This is a genomic window from Microcoleus sp. PH2017_05_CCC_O_A, assembly GCF_020738785.1.
GTDB lineage: Bacteria > Cyanobacteriota > Cyanobacteriia > Cyanobacteriales > Microcoleaceae > Microcoleus.
In genome coordinates this window covers 1-21,662 of record NZ_JAEQCB010000042.1, presented here as the reverse complement: position 1 = coordinate 21,662, position 21,662 = coordinate 1, and the positions used below count along the sequence as shown (strand labels likewise).

At 45.6% G+C, this 21,662-nt stretch carries 15 protein-coding genes, 1 tRNA gene and 1 pseudogene; 11 read left to right on the top strand and 6 right to left on the bottom strand.

Annotation, left to right across the window (positions count from 1 at the left end):
• Positions 1-4 precede the first annotated feature (4 nt).
• Positions 5-466 carry a phosphate-starvation-inducible PsiE family protein gene (locus JGK20_RS11840; protein WP_293184235.1) on the top strand — a complete coding sequence of 154 codons (462 nt, stop codon included), beginning with the start codon at positions 5-7 and terminating at the stop codon, positions 464-466.
• 137 nt (positions 467-603) lie between these two features.
• On the opposite strand, the gene rimM is transcribed toward JGK20_RS11840, so the two are convergent.
• From rimM to glp, 3 genes are all read right to left on the bottom strand, one after another.
• Positions 604-1,251 (bottom strand): ribosome maturation factor RimM, encoded by a 648-nt coding sequence (rimM, locus tag JGK20_RS11835; protein ID WP_293213891.1) that lies wholly within the window; start codon positions 1,249-1,251, stop codon positions 604-606.
• A 922-nt stretch (positions 1,252-2,173) separates the two neighbouring features.
• Positions 2,174-2,806, bottom strand: a complete 633-nt coding sequence (locus JGK20_RS11830) for a response regulator transcription factor (protein ID WP_293197332.1) — start codon at positions 2,804-2,806, stop codon at positions 2,174-2,176.
• A gap of 251 nt (positions 2,807-3,057) precedes the next feature.
• Positions 3,058-4,329 (bottom strand): gephyrin-like molybdotransferase Glp, encoded by a 1,272-nt coding sequence (glp, locus tag JGK20_RS11825; protein ID WP_293230539.1) that lies wholly within the window; start codon positions 4,327-4,329, stop codon positions 3,058-3,060.
• Between the two features lie 111 nt (positions 4,330-4,440).
• Here glp and JGK20_RS11820 point away from each other — a divergent pair, with 111 nt between their 5' ends.
• The 3 genes from JGK20_RS11820 (at position 4,441) to cobO (ending at position 6,521) form a co-directional block, all read left to right on the top strand.
• The gene (locus JGK20_RS11820) at positions 4,441-5,064 is read left to right on the top strand and encodes a hypothetical protein (protein ID WP_293220350.1); all 624 of its coding nucleotides are present in this window, start codon (positions 4,441-4,443) and stop codon (positions 5,062-5,064) included.
• Positions 5,065-5,207: 143 nt separating this feature from the next.
• Entirely contained in the window at positions 5,208-5,786 is a 579-nt protein-coding gene (locus JGK20_RS11815; protein WP_293230536.1) for a Uma2 family endonuclease, read from the top strand.
• A gap of 111 nt (positions 5,787-5,897) precedes the next feature.
• On the top strand, positions 5,898-6,521 hold the full coding sequence (cobO, locus tag JGK20_RS11810) for a cob(I)yrinic acid a,c-diamide adenosyltransferase (protein WP_293184250.1): 624 nt from the start codon (positions 5,898-5,900) through the stop codon (positions 6,519-6,521).
• A 113-nt stretch (positions 6,522-6,634) separates the two neighbouring features.
• Here the strand turns inward: cobO and JGK20_RS11805 are convergent, their stop codons facing one another.
• Positions 6,635-9,295, bottom strand: coding sequence for a glycosyltransferase family 39 protein (locus tag JGK20_RS11805; protein ID WP_293230533.1), 2,661 nt, complete (start codon positions 9,293-9,295; stop codon positions 6,635-6,637).
• A 133-nt stretch (positions 9,296-9,428) separates the two neighbouring features.
• On the opposite strand from JGK20_RS11805, the gene JGK20_RS11800 reads away from it, so the two are divergent.
• Positions 9,429-9,501: transfer RNA gene (locus tag JGK20_RS11800), tRNA-Phe, on the top strand.
• A 65-nt stretch (positions 9,502-9,566) separates the two neighbouring features.
• On the opposite strand, the gene JGK20_RS11795 is transcribed toward JGK20_RS11800, so the two are convergent.
• Complete coding sequence (locus tag JGK20_RS11795) at positions 9,567-10,928, bottom strand: DUF4339 domain-containing protein (protein ID WP_293184256.1); 1,362 nt, start codon at positions 10,926-10,928, stop codon at positions 9,567-9,569.
• A 509-nt stretch (positions 10,929-11,437) separates the two neighbouring features.
• Between JGK20_RS11795 and ribBA the strand changes: the two genes are divergently transcribed.
• The 6 genes from ribBA (at position 11,438) to JGK20_RS11765 (ending at position 20,568) form a co-directional block, all read left to right on the top strand.
• Entirely contained in the window at positions 11,438-13,174 is a 1,737-nt protein-coding gene (gene ribBA, locus JGK20_RS11790) for a bifunctional 3,4-dihydroxy-2-butanone-4-phosphate synthase/GTP cyclohydrolase II (protein ID WP_293192536.1), read from the top strand.
• A 27-nt stretch (positions 13,175-13,201) separates the two neighbouring features.
• Entirely contained in the window at positions 13,202-14,641 is a 1,440-nt protein-coding gene (locus JGK20_RS11785) for a pentapeptide repeat-containing protein (RefSeq protein ID WP_293197319.1), read from the top strand.
• The gene (locus JGK20_RS11780) at positions 14,642-14,788 is read left to right on the top strand and encodes a hypothetical protein (protein ID WP_293213880.1); all 147 of its coding nucleotides are present in this window, start codon (positions 14,642-14,644) and stop codon (positions 14,786-14,788) included. It abuts the gene before it with no gap.
• Between the two features lie 394 nt (positions 14,789-15,182).
• Complete coding sequence (locus JGK20_RS11775) at positions 15,183-16,919, top strand: ATP-binding protein (RefSeq protein ID WP_293184264.1); 1,737 nt, start codon at positions 15,183-15,185, stop codon at positions 16,917-16,919.
• A 1,328-nt stretch (positions 16,920-18,247) separates the two neighbouring features.
• The gene (locus tag JGK20_RS11770) at positions 18,248-19,252 is read left to right on the top strand and encodes an RNA polymerase sigma factor, RpoD/SigA family (RefSeq protein ID WP_293184266.1); all 1,005 of its coding nucleotides are present in this window, start codon (positions 18,248-18,250) and stop codon (positions 19,250-19,252) included.
• 764 nt (positions 19,253-20,016) lie between these two features.
• Positions 20,017-20,568, top strand: coding sequence for a hypothetical protein (locus JGK20_RS11765; protein ID WP_293197318.1), 552 nt, complete (start codon positions 20,017-20,019; stop codon positions 20,566-20,568).
• Positions 20,569-20,724: 156 nt separating this feature from the next.
• On the opposite strand, the pseudogene JGK20_RS11760 reads toward JGK20_RS11765, so the two are convergent.
• Positions 20,725-21,662: pseudogene (locus tag JGK20_RS11760) on the bottom strand (transposase); the annotation flags it as partial.

The following is a 21,662-nucleotide window of genomic DNA, read 5'->3' as shown; positions in this document are numbered from 1 at the left end:
CGGTATGCTGAAAAAACTATTTAGGCAAATTTCTAAGTTTGGCAGTGATGAACAATTTCTGCATTTTACAGAAAATGTAGAAGTCATAATATCCAAAATTTTATCGCTGGCGATGATTTTGGTAATTATAATCAGCGTTTGCGATTTGCTGATTTATTTAGCAAAAGAATTGTTTAACGACCACGAGAGTTTTTTATTAAAAGATACGTTGTTTGTCATATTCGGGTTGTTTTTAAATGTTTTAATTGCCCTGGAAATCTTGGAAAATATTACAGCTTATCTGAAAAAGCACGTAATTCAAGTAGAGCTAGTTATTGTAACTTCTTTGATAGCAGTATCTCGAAAAATAATCATTCTTGACCTAGAAAAAAAAACAGCAGCCGACTTGATTGGTTTAGCAGCAGCCATTTTTGCGCTTTCCATCAGTTACCTGATAGTGCGGTTTGCCAATAAAGCAAATGATTAATATTGGTCATTAGTCATCAGTCATTAGTAATTCGGAATTGGGAATTGTCATCAATAACTAATACCCAATCCGGCTTTGCTTGAAAAATCCTTTCCTTTCTTGTCTAGAAAAATGGGCGGTTGAAACCGCCGTCTTGCCTAGATGTCTTCCAATAAACCAGCAGGAGGCACAATTTCAATTCTGCCTTTCTCCAAGTCAACAATTGGCACAATCTCTTGCACAAAAGGAATCAAAACTTTCGTTGATTTAGGTTCTTTAACCCGGATTTTCCGTGGTTTGCGGGTATTTCTGGGGTCAGCATTTGCTGTGGGAGTTTCAGGGCGTTTTGGCTTAGCTACTCCTGGGGGGACAACTTCCGGCGCTGTGAGATTAGTTTCTACCTCTAAAAGGTCGTTACCTGCGGGGATAATATCGCTTACCTTACCTAGGATTTCCCCGGTTAACTGGTTAAAAACTTCCATACCAAGCAAATCTTGGACGTAAAACTCACCAGCTTCGAGGTAAGGTCGATCGCCCTTTTCGATTAACAACTTACAGCCCCGCAGCGCTTCAGCGCCATCGCGGTCTTCTACACCCTCCACCTCTACAGCATACAACCCCTTGCCTGGAATGTAGCGACCGCCCAAAAACTCGATCGGTTCCGGTTCACTTTTCTTAGGGCGCAAAAGCCACCGCCTCCCCGGTTCAATAAACCTTTCCGGGAAATCCGAATCGGGATAGACTCGCACTTCCCCGTATAAACCTTGAGCTGCTACAATTGTACCGATTTCTATCCACTCAGACATAAATTCTCTTACTCAAATTGCTAATAATTAGTCATTAGTCATTAGTCATTAGTCATTAGTGACTGGTAATTGGTAATTGGTAATTGGTAATTGGTAATTGCTAATTGGTAATTGCTAATTGGTAATTGCTAATTGGTAATTGGTAATTGGTAATTGGTAATTGGTAATTGCTAATTGGTAATTGCTAATTGGGTAATTCTCCCCCTCTCCCTCTCTCCCCCTTCTGACGGGTGTAGGTTTTTTGGTAAAAGCCTTATCCCATAAGAGTTTGAGATTTTAAGATGCAAAAGCCCAAAACCTTTGCACTGTCTAAATTTGCTGGGTTTTGCCAGGGGAAAACCTACACCTGTCAGCTCTCCCTTTCTCCCCATCTCCCCCTCTCCCCCTCTCCCTTCTTCCCTCTTTACCGAAAAATTGGGTTTAAAGCCTCGTCCTTCTAGGACGACTTTTCGAGAGTGTTCTGATAAGTTCGCCAACAATATCGGACTTGGTTCGACTATTCTGTTTGGCGTATTCCTCAAGCATATCCATCTGGGCCTCTGATACTCTGATGTACAATTCTTTCTTTGCCATTTTGTGTACAGATGTGGTACACTAATTATAGTGGATAGGGTAATCAACCACTTAAAAAACCCAGTCGCCGAGAGGCACACTGAACAAGAGAAAATTGAATCTATGCGGTTCTACTGCATTTTTCTAGACTCCACCTCGCAGTAGGTAAAAGATTCAGAGGAGCTAGACGAACAGTTTTTTTGAGACATATCGTTTCAAATTAAAAAAGAACTTGGAGCAATCCAACTAGGGTAGGGCATACCCGAAGTCGCTTGGGGAGAGTCCCACCTCGCTTGCTAGACACTGCAAGGTATCTAGGTTAAGTGGTCTCGTTGAGCCAAGAATCCCCGCACCTTAAGGTCGGGGAGTGTCAAACCAACCCCGTTCTCAGCGCTACAACTGCTGCTTGCACGCGATCGTCCACAGCCAACTTATTCATAATACCGCGAACATGAGTTTTAATAGTATTTGGACTCAAATAAAGTGCCGCCGCTATCTCCGGATTGCTGTTACCTTCCACCATTAACTTTAACACCTCTAATTCCCGCTGTGACAATTGGCCAAAAGTAGTTGTAGAGGCTGGTGTAGGCGGTTTGAGGTGATCGATGACAGTCCGAGCAATTTGAGGATCGAGGTAAGTAGCCCCCTCTGCTGCCGCTGCAATCGCTGCTAACAGCCTGTCTACGGAAGCACCTTTAATACAATAAGCATCAGCACCGCTTGAAAGGGCAGCAATAATTTCAGTTTCAGCGGTATGAGAAGTTAACATTACCACTCTAACTTCCGGCAGTTGTGCTTTAATTTGCTGCGTCGCTGCTATGCCGTCCAGTCGCGGCAAACCGATATCCATTACAATAATATCTGGTTTCAGCTTCAGTGCGGCGGCTACGCCTAAATATCCATCTTCTGCTTGTCCTACTATTTCTATTTCTGGGGAATCGGCTAAAACTTGCTCTAATCCCAGTTGCATCATCGGATCGTCTTCAACAATTAGAATTTTCATTGTTAATTGGGAATGGGGAATTGGGAATTGGGAATTGGGAATTGGGAATTGGGAATTGGGAATTGGGAATTGGGAATTGGGAATTGGGAATTGGGAATTGGTAGGTTCTCAACAATAACAAATAACTAATAACTGCCAACTGCCAACTGACTACTGACTACTGACGGGAGCATCTCTGTTTTGCATTTATTATAGTAATGAGATGCTCCCCAACTGCCAACTGTCAACTGACAACTGTCAACTGTCAACTGTCAACTAACTTTTAAAACTTCTACAAATTCACCAGGCAAAATCCAGGTTTCCGATGCGGGCAAAACTGCTAAACCAGTCGTATTTGCGAGGTTAATTAAATTTGCTGAATTTTGGCTGCCGCTTGCAGGTTCAAATTCCCAGAATCCGGCAACTAAATGTAGTTTACCCCAAACATAAGTTTCGCGCTTGCCTGGCGATCGCAATTCAACATCGCATCGAGCCCGCACAAACTCCGGGCCCCAAGCATCCGCGCCCAGCCCAGACATCTTTCGCAAAGCAGGCACAACAAACCGCCAACAGCATACTAAAGCCGAAACTGGATTTCCCGGCAAACCAAAATAGAGACAATCCGAACTCGCAATCGGCAAATCGGATTTTTCTTCATCTCGTTTAAATGCAGCGACAGTCAAAGGTTTACCCGGCTTAATCGCCACAGAACTAATGTGAACTTTGCCTTGCAACTCCGCCAATATTTGCTCGATATAATCGTAATCTCCTACCGAAACGCCACCCGTAGAAAGCACCACATCTGCTGTCGAAACAGCCTGAGTAATTGCCTCCTTTAGCGCATCTTTACTATCAGGAATAATCCCCAATCGAATCGGTTCAAATCCCATTTGAGTCAACAACACTGTCAAAGCATACTGATTTGAATCTACCAGTTTACCGTAAGTCAAAGTTTTGTCTGGCGATACCAATTCGTCACCCGTAGAAAAAATAGCCACCCGCAAACGCCGATAAACTGGAACTTGAATGCACTGTGCAGTTGCTAATACTGCCATTTCTGGGGCGTTGATAACTGTACCCGGAGTTAGTAAATTTGTTCCTGCTTGATAAAAAGTGCCTTTGTGCCTGACAAATGCTTGTGGCTTTTCAGGAGAAACTAAGATAAAAATGCGATCGCCCTCACGCCTCGTTTCTTCCTGCATTACCACCGTATCAGCACCATCCGGCATCATCGCACCCGTAAAAATTCGGGCTGCTTGGCCCGATTGCACGGTAGTTTGAGGCGGATATCCGGCTGGAATCTCCTCGACTACTTCGAGTACCGCAGGTTTTTCGGCGCTGCAATTTTCCACATCAGCAAACCGCACCGCATAGCCATCCATTGCCGAATTGTCCCAATAAGGAAAATCGAGGGAACCGGTGACGGGTGCAGCCAAAATGCGCCCCGATGCTGCCAACAAGTCTACAATTTCTACATCCCGCTGACTGTCGAGGGATTGCGCCAAATTTAGAACGATAGATTCTGCTTCTTTTACGGACAGCATCAGTGTCACCCAGTTTAACAAGACTCTTCTTAGTTTAGCAAATCAGCAGCTATAGTGGAAATGTATTTTTTGATTCCTCTGCGGTAAACCGTTTTTTGTCGTCCTTAGCTTATGACTATTTTTCGCTCAGCTTTTCGACTCAATTGTTTATCTCTATTTCTGGTGGGATTTCTGGTTGTCCTGACTCAACTTTCAGGCTTGCAAGTCAGCGATTTATTCTTTCACCCTTTTTTCTCCCCCAATCCCAATGTGGCTTTATTAACTCGAACCTTTCAAATCTTATGTGCTGTGCCAGTTATTGTTTGTAGCTTTAGCTATGGATTGGCTAAAACTATGCAACTGCGCCCTACGGAAACTCAATTTATTCTGTTCTCTGCTTTGTTGACAGGCGCATTTCTGCTCAATGAAATTTACAGGATTCATCTATATATTAGCGCCTTGGGAATTCCTAAGTTAGGAGTTAGTTTGCTGTACGCTATATTTGTGTTCTCCTACGGATGGTTTTTTCGGCGAGAACTACAGTCTACTCCCTACAAAATATTGTTGGCTGGGTTGGGATTGTTGTTTTTTGCGATCGGGATGGACGCGCTGAAGTTAGAAGGCAAGATCTTAGCTAGTTTATTAGAAGGGGTTCCTAAGTTATTGAGCGAAATCAACATTGCATTTTATTATTGGTATGTCTGCAAATCTTTCCTGGAAAAAAGTTTTCATAACAAGATGAACGCGTCATTATAACTTTGTGATATAATGCCAACACAAGTATTTCGCAAAATCTTCCGGCTTCAAAAATAGCATTCTCCGGTTTGCGATTTACACAACCTGCATCGCTCGGCCTTTATCTGCGGTTACAATAGTCCAAGTGCAGCCTCTAAAATACCATGCTAGCAGTTACTATCAACTTTAATGCGATCGCCCAAATCAACGACGACCAATTTTATCAACTGTGTCGCCAAAACCCCGAGGTCAAATTTGAACGCAACGCCCAAGGAGAAATAACCGTTATGTCACCCACAGGAGGAGAAACCGGAAATTACAATTTTGAAATATCTATTGATTTTGGAATTTGGAACAGACGAACTAAACTAGGAGTTTGTTTCGATTCTTCAACTTGCTTCAAACTCCCCAGCGGTGCCAATCGTTCCCCCGATGTTTCTTGGATTAAACAAGAAAGATGGGATGCACTCACTCCCGAAGAAAAACAAAAATTTCCTCCGATTGCCCCAGATTTTGTTTTAGAGTTAATGTCGCCGACAGACAGTCTAAAAGATGCTCAAGACAAAATGCAAGAATACATGGAAAACCAAGTAAAATTAGGCTGGTTAATCAACCGTAAAACGCGCAGAGTTGAAATCTACCGCGAAGGACAAGAAAAAGAAATTATCGAATGTCCCGCAGAACTTTCTGGAGAACACATTTTGCCCGGTTTCGTGCTAAACTTGCGATCGCTGTGGATATAATAGCTAAATCCGAATCCGAGAAACCGGGTTTTTTCCCAATCTGCGGGTTGCACCGAAGTATGTATTAAAAAACCCGGTTTCTGAGTCTCCAATCTGCGTTAAAAAAATCTAATGGAAACTAAAGTAACAACTTCCCTAACAGCCGAACAACACAAACAAAAAATGCAGCGCCGACAAGAAGTTCAGGCGCAGCGAATTGCTAATGCTGCTGAAGATAAAGGTTTGATAATTGTGAATACGGGTAACGGTAAAGGCAAAACTACGGCTGCTTTAGGCATGGTTTTGCGATCGCTCGGTCACGGCTACCGCGTCGCCATAGTACAATTTATCAAAGGAGCTTGGGAACCGGCAGAGAAAGCTGTTTTTGAACTCTGGGAAAATCAGCTAGAATTTCATGCGATGGGTGAAGGCTTTACTTGGGATACGCAGGATCGCGATCGAGATATTGCTACAGCTCAAAAAGCCTGGGATAAAGCTGTAACCTTTATCTGCAATCCTGAGTTTAGGTTGGTCTTGCTAGATGAAGTCAATATAGCATTAAAGTTGGGTTATTTGCAAGTCGAACAAGTGCTCGCAGCCTTAGAACAAAAACCCAAAGACTCTCATGTAATTCTCACCGGCAGAGGCGCGCCACCCGAATTAATTGAACGCGCCGATTTGGTGACGGAAATGACTTTGGTTAAGCATCCATTTCGAGAACAAGGTATTAAGGCTCAAGCTGGTATTGAGTATTAGTTTTGATTGCTAAGCTGTCGCGCAAATAAACATTGCATATTCGGGACGGGCTAGAAGCCCATCCCACAAGACTTGGATTATTTATTGACATACAGTTTAAATGCCGCAACAGCTTAAATCTTCAATTTTTTCAAGAATTGCAAATCTTGCCACGCTTGAATGAGATTGCCTTGCATTAAAGCGGCTAAACCGTTTAAAATTCTAATTTCCGGTAGGTTGGGGTTGAGGGCGAGTGCGGGTTTTAAGGCTGTTTCAGCGGCTTTTGGGTGCCAGCCGTAAATCTGGACGAAGGCGAGATAAGCGTAAGCATAGGGGTTTTGAGAGTCTAGTTGGGTGACTTTTTCTAAAGCCGCGATCGCACTTTCGACATTTTGCTGCAATACTCTAGAAAATGCCAAAGCATAGGCGAATTCTAGATTGTTCGGTTCCTGCTTCAGCCGATATGCTAACGCTTGTTCCGCTTGTGCGGTATAATCTTGAGTTGGATCGTACTGATTGATCCGTCCAATCTGCTCGAATACTGGTTCCAAACCGGGCAATCCTTTGGGTAAATTAACCGCCATCGCCCGCAATTGAGTTACCAAATCTAACTCGGGCGTATCTTCATTTGCTGGGACTTGCTCGGCGATTTTCAATTTTTTATCGTTTTCGTTATCCGTGCGAGTCTGGGAAGCAATAACCTCGGGCTGAGCGTCGATTTTAAGCGTTACCTGCGGCACATTGATTGGATAAGTTTCCCCGGTTTTGCGATTGAGATAAGTCGCTTGCAGATTGTAGCTTCCCGGTGCAATATTAGCAGGAGTTAGCATCGCCGTGCGATCGACTACTCGAAACCCCACAGCAAATTTATCGGCTTCCAGCATTCCCGGATGCAAAGTTGCCTGGCCGATCGCGCGATCGTGTAAAATCCTCACAGTCTGTCCCGGTGCAACATCGCCAGACTGCTGATTTTGCCACGTTAACAAGACTAAACCAGACTGCAACTGCTGCCAAGGCCCAGACCAAGTATAAGTCACCGGCAACGCTATACCGGGAACCGGTTTTGCCAAAACAGTCACCTGCTCTAATTGTACTTGCGATCGCGCTTCAGGCAACGGCTGTATTTCCACCGGGTGCAACTGCTTGCGGTAAAGATTCAAATTAGTATTGTCAGGCAAAACCCAACTTTTTTGCAAGTTAAACTTACCACCAGTTTCAATCGCCGCCACCGCTGCATTTTGAGCTTTTTTAATCCGTTCCCGAATCGAACCTTGCGGGCCAGTTTTGGTAACAAACCAAGAAAGCGATCGCACATCTTGCGGCACTTCTTTTAAATTGGTTCCCACCTGTCGCCCGTAAACCTGAAAATTCGCCAAAGCACCGTAATAATTCAAATTGTGCTGGTTAATTTCCGGTGTGGAAGGCAACACGCCCAAAGTCGATTGCAAATAAGGTTCGGTATCAATAATTTCGGCAATTACTTCTTGGTGCGGCCACTGTTTACCTAAATAAGGATAGCTAGAATTGCCGGGACTGACAACTTGAACGGAGTTGTGTCCCAAACCACCGCCCAGCGGCCAGATATGGAACAGCATCGCTAGGATTCCTAAGCCAATTGTTCCCCAACGAATTTGCTTTCCCCAACGCTGCGGCCACAGGGTTAAACAGTAGGCTAAAAATATTGCTAATATTGGCAAATAAGGTATCACATATCGGTCATCTTTGTTGATATTTAGGGAATTAATTAAATAACCTCCTATCCAAAATACCCCCAGCCACCGACAGGAGTCAAGGTACAAGATTGACTGACTATCGGCTCGATTTCGCCAATAATAGAGTATAAATCCGACTAAGGGAATCAGTAACAGAGGCCAGGAAACGTGTTCTGGTAAGTGCTGAATATAGTAAATCCAAGCACCGATCGTATTCAGGCCCGGATCTCCTTCGGCGATCGCAGAATCGAACGTTGCCCGTTTTCCCCCGGTCAAAATTAACAGCCAATTGGTTTTTGCCCACGGGCCAAACACGGCAGCAGACAGCAACAATGCACCAGCTAATTGAGCTAATCTTCCCCATGCTTTTTGTCGCACTGCACCAACTGCTAACCACAGAATCGGTGTAAACAAAAATAATACTGTAGTGTGTTTAACTAATATTGATAACCCTAGAGAAATTCCAAAGGCGATCGCCCAGAAGAAAGATAATCGATTCAGGTAAAATATTTTACGATTTTCCTGATTTTTTCTCTCCGTTATATATACGGCAAAATCCGCTGCCGCATTTTCTTGTTTCTTCCACATTGTCAGACAATAGAAACAAAAAGTAATCGCAGCAGTTAGGGGGAAATCTAGCAAAAATTGCAAGCGGAAGCGATAAAGTCCCGGTAACAAAACGCAAATAGCAGCAGCCCATAAACCAACTTGTCGATTAAATAATTTGGTGCCCAAATTGTAGACTGAGGCGAGCAGAATAGCACTAAATAATAAATGAACGAGGGTTGCCCGATCGCCCCCAGTACCAAAAATATGCAGAAACGGCACCGTTAAGATGTACACCAAGGGCGGAATCTTCGTCGAAAGCAGCCAGAAACTTGTCCACCAGTCGCCGGAAAACCACTGAGGATGCTGCAACGCCTGTAAGTAATTCAGCGTGCTAGTGAGGTATTCTGCTTGATCCCAGGCGGGTACAGATCGATCGCAGGCAAACCAGAGGCGATCGCTAATTGCCCCCAGCAGCCAAATTATGCCTAAGATCAGCATACTCTTGCCCCGGCTGTCCCGATGTTCCTGTGCCATTGCGATTTTTGGATTTTAGCTTGCAGTTTTTAGCTTACAGGTGGGCGGTTCCGGGCGCTCTAAAAATTATTTTGAAAAAGTGCTTGCTAAATTCCGTATGTGTCTGCTAAGGTAGTTAAGCGTAAAAAAACAAGCCGAGATAGCTCAGTTGGTAGAGCAGTGGACTGAAAATCCACGTGTCCGGAGTTCAAATCTCCGTCTTGGCATCGCAAAGCCCTCACAAAGTTGAGGGCTTTTTATTGGGGAAAATGCGGGCAATGCAGTCAATTATTTATTTCTCAGTCAGAAACTGCGCTAATTCGGGAATTTCACCAGCGCGCTGCCACTCGGCTTCACCGCGGCGTACTTTGGTGCGATCGGTAATTTGCTGCACATCTCGCAACTGTCGCTTAGTATAAGGCCCCTCGGCTTTACCGCTGCGGAATACGTACCACTGAGCCTGCTGTGACTTAGGCTTTTTAGTTGCTGACGCAGGTTTTCTGACAGGCTTCATCCGAGCATCGCCGAACTCGGCTACAAGTTGGTTGAGCTCGACTTCAATTGGATCGGCGGCGGGTAAATTACGATCGCGCGAGCTCTTTTTGGCCTCGGGCTTACCCCTAGCAATTTCTACTTCGCGACGCCAACCCCAAAAATGCCACTGCGCCACCCAAACTAGCGCCACGGCAGATCCTAACATCTCTTCTTCTGTTTCTGACCATGTTGACGGCTCTCCAAACAGCACAGAACCGATCGCACCAAAGACGATCGCACTCAAATTGAAATAAATTAGGTAGGTAGTATCATTCGCCGCTAAATGCCAACTGGTTGTATGCCGAACCAAAGATTGAGTAGCTGCTGTTTTGTTGTGTTTCCAAGCTGTGCGAGCTTGAACCCGACTGTAACCAGGAGAGTGGGCCGGCCACCACTTCGCGGCCCAATTAACTAAATGCGCCGACCAATACTGCAAAGCTGCATATCCGACTATGCCACTGAGAAATACAGAAATAACTAATAGAAAGGTCGTCAGTGGCAGCAGTTGTTTTGGCACCATTGGCGCCGTCACAAAAGTCAGCACAAAAAACGGCATACCGGTTAGTGTTGGTACTAACAGAAGTTGCAATATTTTAAGCAATTGTGCATAGAAAATCCAGAGGAATTTGACCAGAATTTTCAGCAGCCTTGCAAAGCGGAAGTGATACAAATAAGCCGATGCGATCGCAGTTCCGATAATTAAAGCAACAATTGAGCCCGAAGAGTCCCTCAGCGGCAGCATCAAAAAGGCGATCGCCGGAATTCCCATGACGATCGCAGCCGGCAGCGTCGCAAATGCGATAAACCCTTCCCTCCAGTGCAGCCAAGGCGATACTGTTACTGTCGGCGGTTGGTTCTGGCTGCGACTTTCCACCCACTCAGCAAATTTAGCTAATCCCCAATGGTAGAAAGCAAATAACGGGATTTGGCACAACCAAGCAAAGGCGATCGCGCCTTCGTCATAACTCCTGATGCTGCGCCAGTACGCTGTGCTAAATCTGTAGGAGTAGTAGTAATATCCAGGCAGCAGTACCGAAACAATTAGCCAAAAGCCACTGCTTAATGCAAAACCTTTTGCCCATGATGCAGGAAGGGGGAGGAACTTCGGCCAGTTATTCATGAGAGGGACAATTGAGGCGGATATCAATATTGTCCCACTACACTTGAGCTTCCGCAATTGCTTTAGCCTTCAGACAAAGTATTGGTTCATCCTTGAACCTCCCTCAGACAGATCCATGTTTTAAGAATAGCGCTACATTCGGGCACTCTCGATCGCCCCAAAACCCTTCCTGATTACAAATCCGATCGATTGTCACTGCTTTCTTCATCGCCACAATTGCTAAATTAACAACTCAACCGCGCTTTGACGATCGCATTAATATCGAACAAATTCCGATTTAGAGTCAACATAATTTTCCTTCTCTTTCCCTAAAAGCCTCGGAATCTCGATCGAACTCATGAAATACTCTGGCAATTTTTGATTGACAAAAAGGATTATTTCTAGTATGCAAGCTCGAAAATGGTGTTAAACTCATCTGACTCGGAGAATCACCCAGCCGGAAACAACAGGCTACAATCAATAATAGATTCTATTTCCATAACAATACTGTTTATAGCTTGAACTCCTCAGTGCCCTACAACAACACCTCAACTCAATCCTTTCAATTTGACTCAATTGACAGCGCCCTGGCAGACCTGAAAGCAGGTCGGATGCTGGTAGTAGTCGATGACGAAAACCGCGAAAACGAAGGCGACGTGATTTGTGCCGCCCAATTCGCCACCCCCGACAATATCAATTTCATGGCAGTACAGGCCCGGGGTTTGATTTGTCTGGCATTGACTGGCGATCGACTCGATCGCCTAGAACTGCCTCTCATGGTCAGCAAAAACACCGACAACAACCAAACCGCCTTCACCGTCAGCATCGATGCAGTCAACGGCGTCAGCACCGGCATCTCCGCCGAAGACCGCGCCCGCACCATCCAAGTAGCCATCCACCCAGATACCAAACCTCAAGATTTGCGCCGTCCCGGTCATATTTTCCCGCTGCGGGCGATCGACGGTGGCGTCCTCAAACGCGCCGGTCACACCGAGGCCTCCGTTGACCTCGCCAGACTCGCCGGCCTCTATCCCAGCGGCGTCATCTGCGAAATTCAAAACCCCGACGGTTCGATGGCGAGGTTGCCCGAATTGATCGAATACGCCAAAACCCACAACCTCAAAATCATCAGCATTGCTGACTTAATTAGCTACCGCCTCAAGCACGATCGATTTGTCCGCCGCGAAACAGTCGCCAAATTGCCGACTGAATTCGGCGAGTTTACGATCTACGCCTACCGCGACACTCAAGACAATTCAGAACACGTTGCCATTGTCAAGGGCGACCCGGCAGAATTTAAAGACAAACCCGTGATGGTGCGGGTGCATTCCGAATGTCTGACCGGAGATGCTTTGGGATCCCTGCGCTGCGACTGTCGGATGCAACTGCAAGCAGCACTGAAAATGATCGAAAATGCCGGTTGCGGCATCATAGTTTACTTGCGCCAAGAAGGTCGGGGGATTGGACTGGTCAATAAACTCAAAGCTTACTCGCTGCAAGATATCGGATACGATACCGTAGAAGCTAACGAACGCTTGGGCTTTCCCGCCGACTTGCGGAACTACGGCGTTGGAGCACAAATGCTTAACGATTTGGGAGTGGAAAAAATTCGGTTGATTACCAACAACCCGCGAAAAATTGCCGGTTTGAAAGGTTACGGCATTGAAGTAGTCGATCGCGTCCCCTTACTCATTGAAGCCACAGATTACAACTCGATCTATCTGGCAACCAAAGCCGAAAAACTAGGTCATATGCTGCTGCAAACTTATTTAGTCACAGTAGCGATTCAGTACGAAACGAAGGAAGAAGGAAGAAGGAAGAAGGAAGAAGGAAAAGAGGAAGATTCGGCCATTCAAAATCGGTACGAACACCTTGAGAAACTGCGGCATTTGGTAGCAAGTCGCGATTTACTACTGCAAGAAGAAGCGCGGCCGGTGGGAATAGCCCTGTTCGGAGAAAGCTCCCTCATCGTTCACCTCGGCTTCGACCAGGCCGGACTCGCAGCCCCCGATTGGTACAAAGATCCAAACCATCCTTACGTCAGGGCGATCGGGCAAATTCTTGAATCTATCAGCACAGAGCCCGACTTGCAAACATTAGAATTCATGGTTTCCTCCGGCGCAGATCCGCTCAAAACCCTGCAAGTCCAGCTCGATCGCGAAAGCTTCCCCCTGGAACAAGTCGCGTCCGCCTGTGCGAAACTTCAACCTCAAAAAATCTATAGTTTTTCCGCTATTCCCGATTCTGCCCTCGGAATGTCAAGCTAAGGTCAAGACTAGAAAGGGCGAATCGATATGGAAATGAACGTTGGTGACTTTTTGCACCGGCTCGACCTCAGGGGACAACCGCTTAAAGGCACCAACCTCGGCGGTGCGGAACTCCGGGGAGCCAACCTCAGGGGAACAGATCTCCGAGAAACCAATCTCAGCGACGCAATTCTCAGGTATGCAGATCTGATCGAAGCCGATCTCACCCGCGCCAATCTTAGCGGGGCGGATTTAGCTGAGTCATTTCTGAATTTAGCCAACCTCACCAGAACCGATTTGACCGGTGCTGTCCTCCGAGAAGCTACTCTCGTAGGAGCAGAACTCACGGGAGCCAACCTCAAACAAGCAAGTTTGATCAAGGCCAATTTAGTTGGAGCAAATCTCCAACAAGCCAACTTAACCAGAGCCAATCTCAGTGGAGCAGATTTGCGAGGCTCTCAGATGACTGGCGTTATTTTAGACAAGACAGTCTACAACAACCGGACAATGTTTCCCGACGATATTGACCCCGCTGCATTGGGAGCAATTTTGCTAGCTCCCAATGCCTCGCTCCCGGGCTTAAATCTGGCTATGGTAGATTTGACCGGAGCCGATTTAAAAGGGGCCGATTTGCGGCGGACAAACTTATATAAAGCTATTTTATTTGGAGCAAAGCTCGATCGGGCAAACTTAGCAGGAGCCAACCTCAGCGCAGCGGACTTGAGGGAAGCCAGTCTCAGCGGCGTCATTTTAGAAAAAGCTGTTTACAGCAACCAAACATTGTTTTCAGAAGGCATTGACCCCCGTCTGGGCGGAGCTTATTTAATTGCTCCTAATGTATCGCTGCAAGGGGTGAACTTAACCGGAGCCGACTTAAACGGGTCAGATTTAAGCGGAGCTAATTTGAGCGGTTCTAACTTGAGTTCGGTCAATCTCAAAAATGTAGACCTCAGTAAAGCTAGCTTAAAAAAAGCTTACCTCAAAGGTGCAAACTTGGAGGGAACAGACTTGAGAGGAGCCGATTTAAGCGGCGCAATTTTGCACCAAGTAAACTTGAGTTCTTCTGACCTCCGGGGTGTAGACTTAACAAGGGCTGACCTCAGCGGCGCTAATTTGAGCGATGCCGACTTGAGGGAAACAGATTTCACCGGAGCTACTTTGCTGTTCGCTAACTTGAGCGGCGCCGACTTGAGAGGTGTAGACTTGACAAAAGCCGACCTCAGCGGCGCGAAGTTAAACGAAGCTGACCTCAGAAAAGCAGATTTGATGAGAGTAAATTTGGAGGGAGCCGATTTAACTGAAGTAGACTTGAGCGATGCTCATTTATTCCGAGTTAATCTCAGAGGTGCTAACCTTAAAGGTGCAAATCTTAAAGGCGCAAGTTTAAAAGGGGTATCTTTGACTGATGCTTATTTGAGCGAAACGGATTTGACTGATGTAGATCTGAATCCGAGTTTCTTTGAACTACCATTAGAATCGGAATGGTAGTTGACAGTTGGCAGTTGGCAGTTGGCAGTTGGCAGTTGGCAGTTGACAGTTAGCAGTTGGCCGTTGCTAGTTGCTAATAATTACGAAATAACAAATAAACAAAAACGAATCACAACTGACGAATCACAACTAACAACTGCCAACTAACAACCCAACGACCCGCGAGCGGGGAAGCTGACAACTAACAACTAACGGGAGCATCTCAGTTTTGCATATAGTGCGATTATACTGCTCGCGATTATACTGCTCGCGATTATACTGCTCGCGATTATACTGCTCGCGATTATACTGCTCGCGATTATACTGCTGCTCGCGATTATACTGCTCGCGATTATACTGCTCGCGATTATACTGCTCGCGATTATACTGCTCGCGATTATACTGCTCGCGATTATACTGCTCGCGAGCGGGGACGCTCGCACTATAATGAAAAATGCTTTTTTCAAAAATGAGATGCTCCCCAAATAACAAATAACAACTAACAAATAACAAATAACAACTAACAACTGCCAACTGCCAACTGACAACTGACAACTGACTAATGATTAATGACAAACCGTTAGGCTCTGTTATTCAAGGTTCCCTCAGCAAGGGATTAGAAGTGCGACTGCACGCCGACGTTTCAGTGGAAGATATGAGGGTGGGGAAATTTTTAGTAGTGCGGGGGGTACGATCGCACTTTTTCTGTATGCTCACCGATGTGTCTCTTGGAACATCCAGCAGTCGGATTTTATCCAATCCTCCCAACCCCAACGACGATTTTCTCCTCGCAGTCCTCGCAGGTAGCAGCACCTACGGTACGATCGAGCTTGCGCCCATGTTGATGCTGACTGCGGAAAAAGAAAAATCTCAAGCCATCTTCAATCCCACAGGTAACGGAGTCCCCGATAAAAAGCTGGCTTTAGGAAATTTGGGTTCTTTTGAGCCGCAAAGTGGCGCCGATATGGAATTGCTGCCGGTGAAAACGATTCCCAGCCACTTTTCCCAGGTGTTTGATGCCAAAGAAACCGATTTTCGAGCGGTTTTTGGCTGGGAAGATGATCCATATCGCCGCAATTTTGCGATCGGCAAACCGATTGACATGGACGTGGCTGTGTGCTTGGACTTAGACAGATTTGTGGAACGCAGCAACGGAGTTTTTGGTAAGTCGGGAACAGGAAAATCTTTTTTGACGCGCTTGCTGCTGTCGGGCATTATTCGCAAGCAAGCTGCTGTCAATCTAATTTTTGATATGCACTCGGAGTACGGGTGGGAAGCTGTTTCGGAAGGGAAACAATTTAGCACTGTTAAAGGTTTGCGGCAGTTGTTTCCCGATAAGATTCAGATTTATACTCTCGATCCAGAGTCTACAAAGCGCCGGGGAGTCCGCGATGCTCAAGAGTTGTTTTTGAGTTTCGAGGAAATTGAAGTGGAAGATATCTCGCTAGTCCAGCGGGAGTTAAATTTGTCGGAAGCTAGTATCGAAAATGCGATCATTTTGCGAAATGAGTTGGGCAAGGGTTGGATTAACAAGTTGCTGGAAATGACCAACGAAGATATTCAAATGTTTTGCGAAGAAAAGCGGGGAAATAAATCTTCGATTATGGCTTTGCAGCGGAAATTAGAGCGTTTAAATGATTTGAAATACATTCGCAAACGCTGTCCCAAAAATTATGTCACTGAAGTTTTGCAGTGTTTGGATAGTGGGAAAAATGTAGTAATCGAGTTTGGTTCGCACTCGGATTTGCTGTCATATATGTTAGCAGCAAATGTGATTACTCGCCGGATTCACGGAGCTTACGTGCGGAAAGCTGAGAAGTTTTTGATGAGTAAAAATCCGTGCGATCGCCCGCAACCGTTAGTGATTACCATTGAGGAAGCCCACCGCTTTCTGGATCCGGCGATCGTGCGATCGACTATTTTCGGGACGATCGCCCGCGAAATGCGAAAATACTTCGTAACTCTGCTGATTGTAGACCAGCGTCCCTCCGGTATCGACGGCGAGGTGATGTCGCAAGTCGGCACGCGGATCACAGCTTTGCTAAACGACGATAAAGACATCGATGCTATCTTTACGGGCGTTTCTGGAGGCCAGAGTTTGCGATCGGTTTTAGCCAAACTCGACTCAAAACAGCAAGCTTTAGTTTTGGGGCACGCCGTACCGATGCCGGTAGTTGTCCAGACTCGTCCCTACGATGAGCAATTCTACAAAGAAATTGGGGATATTGACTGGCAAGAAATGCCGGATGAACAAGTGTTTGCTGAGGCAGAATCTGCTAAAATGGATTTGGGATTTTAGATGAGACAAGATTGCTTTCCCAAGCTGTCCAATCTGAAAATAATCTGCGTTTATCCGTGTTTATCTGCCTTGCATCTGCGGCCCGGCGATCGAAGATTTATGCAAAAATTCTAATAACAACCAACTGTCAAGCGGTCAACTGTCAACTGTCAACTGTCAACTGTCAACTGTCAACTGAATGAAGCAAGGGCTTTTGCCCTCACACCCGTCACCCCTCATCCCTAACTTCATAAAAATTGGATAAGGTTAAATATTGTTCAGTCGATCGGCAAAATTTAACTCAAATAGCCAAACATCCCGCTCTTAATATATCTTTACTCACTGACAGCAAAAGTTGATTAGCATATTTAAATAAAAATGTCAAGAAATATTTTAAACGGTAAGTCGCAGCGAATACGGCGATCGAGTTCGGTTATCTCGCATCGCAGCATCTAGGCAGCGAGAAAAATTCAAGCGATGATGGAATAGAGAGCAAAATAAAGCCCTCGAATTGCATGAGTCTGTTTGCATGAGTATTGTCAGTAACTCAGCCCTAAAGGGACTGAGCTTGTAAGAGAAATCGAGCAAGCTGTGCTGACGGGCCTAAGACTTTTGAGGTCTACGTTATTTGAGTCAGGACACTCCTTGAATGCGACGCTAGTTTTCCGCTCTGTCATCTGCAATTAAAAAGTCTTAAAGTCACGCTCGGCAGTGTTGCAGGTCTAAAAAGCTCTTATAACATTGGCGAAGCGAACATTACCCCGAAAGGGAGGCTCTTACCGGAGCAAACATTATGCGATCGCGAGTTGTGAGATTTGAGGCAGTAACTGTCCTGCCGAAAGTACATTACAAAAGTACACTCCTGTCAAGCAACTCCAAGGCGGTAATGGATAAAGAAAGATTCTCTTACGGTTGAAACCGCCGGGTCGTTTCCCTCTCAGGTCTGAAGACACTGAGTTTCCCACTTACCGAGTTTTTTTTGTGAAGTTGAGTTGCAGTTAAAACTAGCAGGGAATTGAAAACCTTAAGGAAAAATGTAGAATATTGACCTTAAGACAGAGGTTTTTACCCTTTACGATCCTCAAAATTTGGAATAATATTGAGAAAAGTAAACTCTTGCTTCACTTCGCCGGGAACTAGCCGTTAAAGCTAGCAAGCTACGGAAAATCGACGGGGATTACTGGAAAATCAAGCATAAAAGTAATCCAATACCACAAGCTTCTACCGATCGTCACCGATAAACAGGAGGGGTAACATCCCCCCTGTCGCAGTCTTTATCCCACTTGTAAAAGTGGGACAGGGTATCACCAACTTTTTATCTGTTGTTACAAGGAGTGCAATACTCACCCATGTCCACTACCACCCCCAAAACCAAAACAGTGAAAGCCGATCGCATGGGCAGCCGGCCATACTCCTCAACGGATACGGTTCGTACCTATCTGCACGAGATCGGTCGAGTACCCCTGCTAACCCGAGAAGAAGAGATTGTTTTCGGGAAGCAGGTACAGCAAATGATGAAATTAATCGAAGCAAAACAAGCGCTTGCTAAAGAATGGCAGCGAGATCTGACGAATGAAGAGTGGGCTGCCCAAATGGAGTTGACCGAAGCCGAACTGAACCGGATCTTGCAGTTAGGGCGGCGCGCCAAGCAAAAGATGATTGAAGCGAATTTGCGCCTAGTAGTTGCGATCGCCAAAAAATACCAGAAACGCAATATGGAATTCTTGGATTTAATTCAAGAAGGCACCCTCGGTTTAGAACGGGGAGTCGAAAAATTTGACCCGATGCGGGGATACAAATTTTCTACCTATGCCTACTGGTGGATTCGCCAAGCAATCACTCGCGCGATCGCCCAACACGCCCGCACCATTCGATTGCCAATTCACATCACCGAAAAACTCAACAAAATCAAAAAAGTGCAGCGGGAACTCACCCAGCAGTTGGGCCGTTCTCCCTCGCCTGCGGAAATTGCCACCGCCCTGGAACTGCAACCTTCCCAAATTAGGGAATACCTGCTGATGGCAAGACATCCAGTTTCTTTGGACTTGCGCGTAGGAGATAACCAAGATACGGAACTGCAAGAACTCTTAGAAGACGAAACAGCATCTCCAGACAACTACATTACTTCGGAATTGCTGCGGCAAGACCTCAATACCTTGATATCAGAACTGACCCCCCAGCAACGAGATGTGATTGTTCTGCGCTTTGGTTTGGAAGACGGCACCGAAATGTCTCTGGCGAAAGTCGGAGAACGGCTCAATCTCAGCCGCGAACGGGTGCGACAGCTAGAACATCAAGCCCTCGCCCACCTGCGGCGGCGTCAGTCTCAAGTCCGAGAATATTTGGCTAGTTAGTCACTAAAAGAGTTGAGATTTTCTCCAAATCTCAACTCTTTTTTTGTGCAGGCGCCTCCGGGAAGGATACTTTTATCCCAAGCAATTTTGAAGTGATATCATGTCCGGTCGATCGACCAAAATAAGTAAAGTTCGTAGTGCGGACTTCAGTCCGCTTTTTGGCCAATTGACCAAAATAAGTAAAGTTCGTAGTGCGGACTTCAGTCCGCTTTCTGGCCAATTGACCAAAATAAGTAAAGTTCGTAGTGCGGACTTCAGTCCGCTTTTTAGATGCGGACTGAAGTCCGCACTACGAACCCTTTTTGTGATGGTCATGCACTGGACACGATCTGAGTGAGGTACAGATAGTAATACCATTTTTTTAAAGTTATGACAGACTTTTGCAAACAAGGGAAACGAGAGAATTACAACGTCTTGTCGTCCTTTATCTCTATCTGATCTTTAGAAAAATGGTATAATGGGTAATTGGTAGGCTGACGAGTACAGAAGAGAGATTTGAAAAGCGCTATATTTAAGATGTCGATCGCACTTGATGGGCGATCGCAATTTATCAAAACTAAGGAATGAAAATTTTCGATGATTGTTGTGGGATGGGCGTCCCGCCCGTCCTTTCTGCACGGGCGGGACGCCCATCCCACAAATTTGCTTAAGTTATTTAATTTCTATTCCTAATCTGAGATTTGAATTTAGGAACCGGGCGGGCGATCGAAAATTCAAGTTAATATTCAGGATTAAGCCAAATACCCGGTTTCTGTAATATCTCTTTGAAACAGGTACAAGAAGGGCGGCGCAGCAGGTATTTGAAACTTTGGGGCAAGCAAGTGGTTTTGACTTATTCGATCGTATTAACAAGCACTTTAGAGGCGATCGCCCTTGCTCTCTCGCCCGGTAACTTCAGCATCGAATTTCCCCTAGGCGAGGCACAGCAATCGGACATCAAATCCGGCCTTTTCACCTCCCAATCCCTCCCAAATGCTGCGCCAGATACCGCTAGCACAGGTTTAGCAGAGGGTATATACCTCTACGGCCAGTCGAGCCAGCCCGATCGAATTAAAAAAGAATATTTTGTATTTGAAATGCGACAGAGTAAAGTAGTCGGCGCTTTTTACCTGCCTCGGTCTGCTTTTTACTGTTTTTACGGCACTGCGGAGCGAACTCAGTTAAATTTAACAGTAGTGGACACTTACGACGGCAGTCGCTCTCCCTACTCCGTAAACCTGCAACAGTATTACCCTATTTGGGCCGTCAGCGACAACGATCGGCGCATTTTAGGTATTTGCAAGGAAGCTCACAAACAGCAGGTTTGGGGAAATTAATACTATTTTCGATTTTCGATTGGGGATTAAAGAATTGGGAATGATTTACTGCATAAGAGTTTGGAGTTTCCCTACAGTTGCATTCATTGGTGAAAATCGTCTAACCAATACCTGCGCGATTTTCTTGGTTTCTTGGGTATATTGACACTCCCCTGCCTAAAGGCGAGGGGATTCTTTGTTCATAGACTCAACTTGCTCAGACAGGATTTCTGAGCGTCAAAGTAGAGGTCGAATCTCCCAAAGCGTTCGGGTTTAAGACCCAAGTTCCGGTATGCCCTACCGTACTCAAGGCTAATTTCAGAATATTAATCGCTGCGTTCCAATCCCTATCCATAACAAACCCACATTCACAAGCGTGGGTTCTTACGGATAGGGATTTTTTTACGATTGCACCGCAATTTGAACATTTTTGCGAAGTATAAGCAGGATTGACTGCGACAGTTACCCTGCCAAACTTTACGCCAAAATACTCCAACCACTTTCTGAATTGATACCAACCAGCATCGTTAATTGATTTAGCGAGACAGTGATTCTTTACTAGATTCTTTATCCTCAAATTTTCATAGGCGACCAAATCGTTAGATTGGATTACGCAACGCGCCAGTTTCTTGGCGTGTTCTTCACGTTGCCGACTTATTTTGAGGTGTACTCGCCCTAATCGATTAATTGCTTTCTTGCGGTTGGCAGAGCCTTTCTTTTTGCGAGAAACACGGCGTTGTCGAAACTTCAACTGTTTCTCGCTTTTTCTGTAAAACTTGGGATTCGGTTCAACATGACCATCGGAGTCTGTATAAAACTCTTTCAGTCCCACGTCCAATCCAACTGTTTTACCTGCTGGCGTTGTATCTACATTGTTGTCAGCGCTGATTGCAAATTGAACGTAGTAGCCGTCAGCGCGACGTATTAAGCGAACTCGCTTAATTTGATCGATTTGGTAGAAATTAAGATCCCACGTTCCTTTTAGTTTGAGCTTGCCAATTCCCTTTTTATCGGTAAATGTGATTTGCTTCCGAGTTTCTGAGAGTTTCCAGCCGCTGACTTTATACTCAACTGAGCGACTGTTTTTCTTGAAAGTCGGATAACCTTTCTTTCCG

Coding starts and splice junctions, on each gene's coding strand:
- rimM (WP_293213891.1), bottom strand. CDS start 1,251: ATGTCTGAGTGGATAGAAATCGGTACAATTGTAGCAGCTCAAGGTTTA.
- JGK20_RS11820 (WP_293220350.1), top strand. CDS start 4,441: ATGACTATTTTTCGCTCAGCTTTTCGACTCAATTGTTTATCTCTATTT.
- JGK20_RS11840 (WP_293184235.1), top strand. CDS start 5: ATGCTGAAAAAACTATTTAGGCAAATTTCTAAGTTTGGCAGTGATGAA.
- JGK20_RS11770 (WP_293184266.1), top strand. CDS start 18,248: ATGTCCACTACCACCCCCAAAACCAAAACAGTGAAAGCCGATCGCATG.
- JGK20_RS11775 (WP_293184264.1), top strand. CDS start 15,183: ATGATTAATGACAAACCGTTAGGCTCTGTTATTCAAGGTTCCCTCAGC.
- JGK20_RS11830 (WP_293197332.1), bottom strand. CDS start 2,806: ATGAAAATTCTAATTGTTGAAGACGATCCGATGATGCAACTGGGATTA.
- JGK20_RS11785 (WP_293197319.1), top strand. CDS start 13,202: ATGGAAATGAACGTTGGTGACTTTTTGCACCGGCTCGACCTCAGGGGA.
- JGK20_RS11805 (WP_293230533.1), bottom strand. CDS start 9,295: ATGGCACAGGAACATCGGGACAGCCGGGGCAAGAGTATGCTGATCTTA.
- cobO (WP_293184250.1), top strand. CDS start 5,898: ATGGAAACTAAAGTAACAACTTCCCTAACAGCCGAACAACACAAACAA.
- JGK20_RS11815 (WP_293230536.1), top strand. CDS start 5,208: ATGCTAGCAGTTACTATCAACTTTAATGCGATCGCCCAAATCAACGAC.
- glp (WP_293230539.1), bottom strand. CDS start 4,329: ATGCTGTCCGTAAAAGAAGCAGAATCTATCGTTCTAAATTTGGCGCAA.
- JGK20_RS11795 (WP_293184256.1), bottom strand. CDS start 10,928: ATGAATAACTGGCCGAAGTTCCTCCCCCTTCCTGCATCATGGGCAAAA.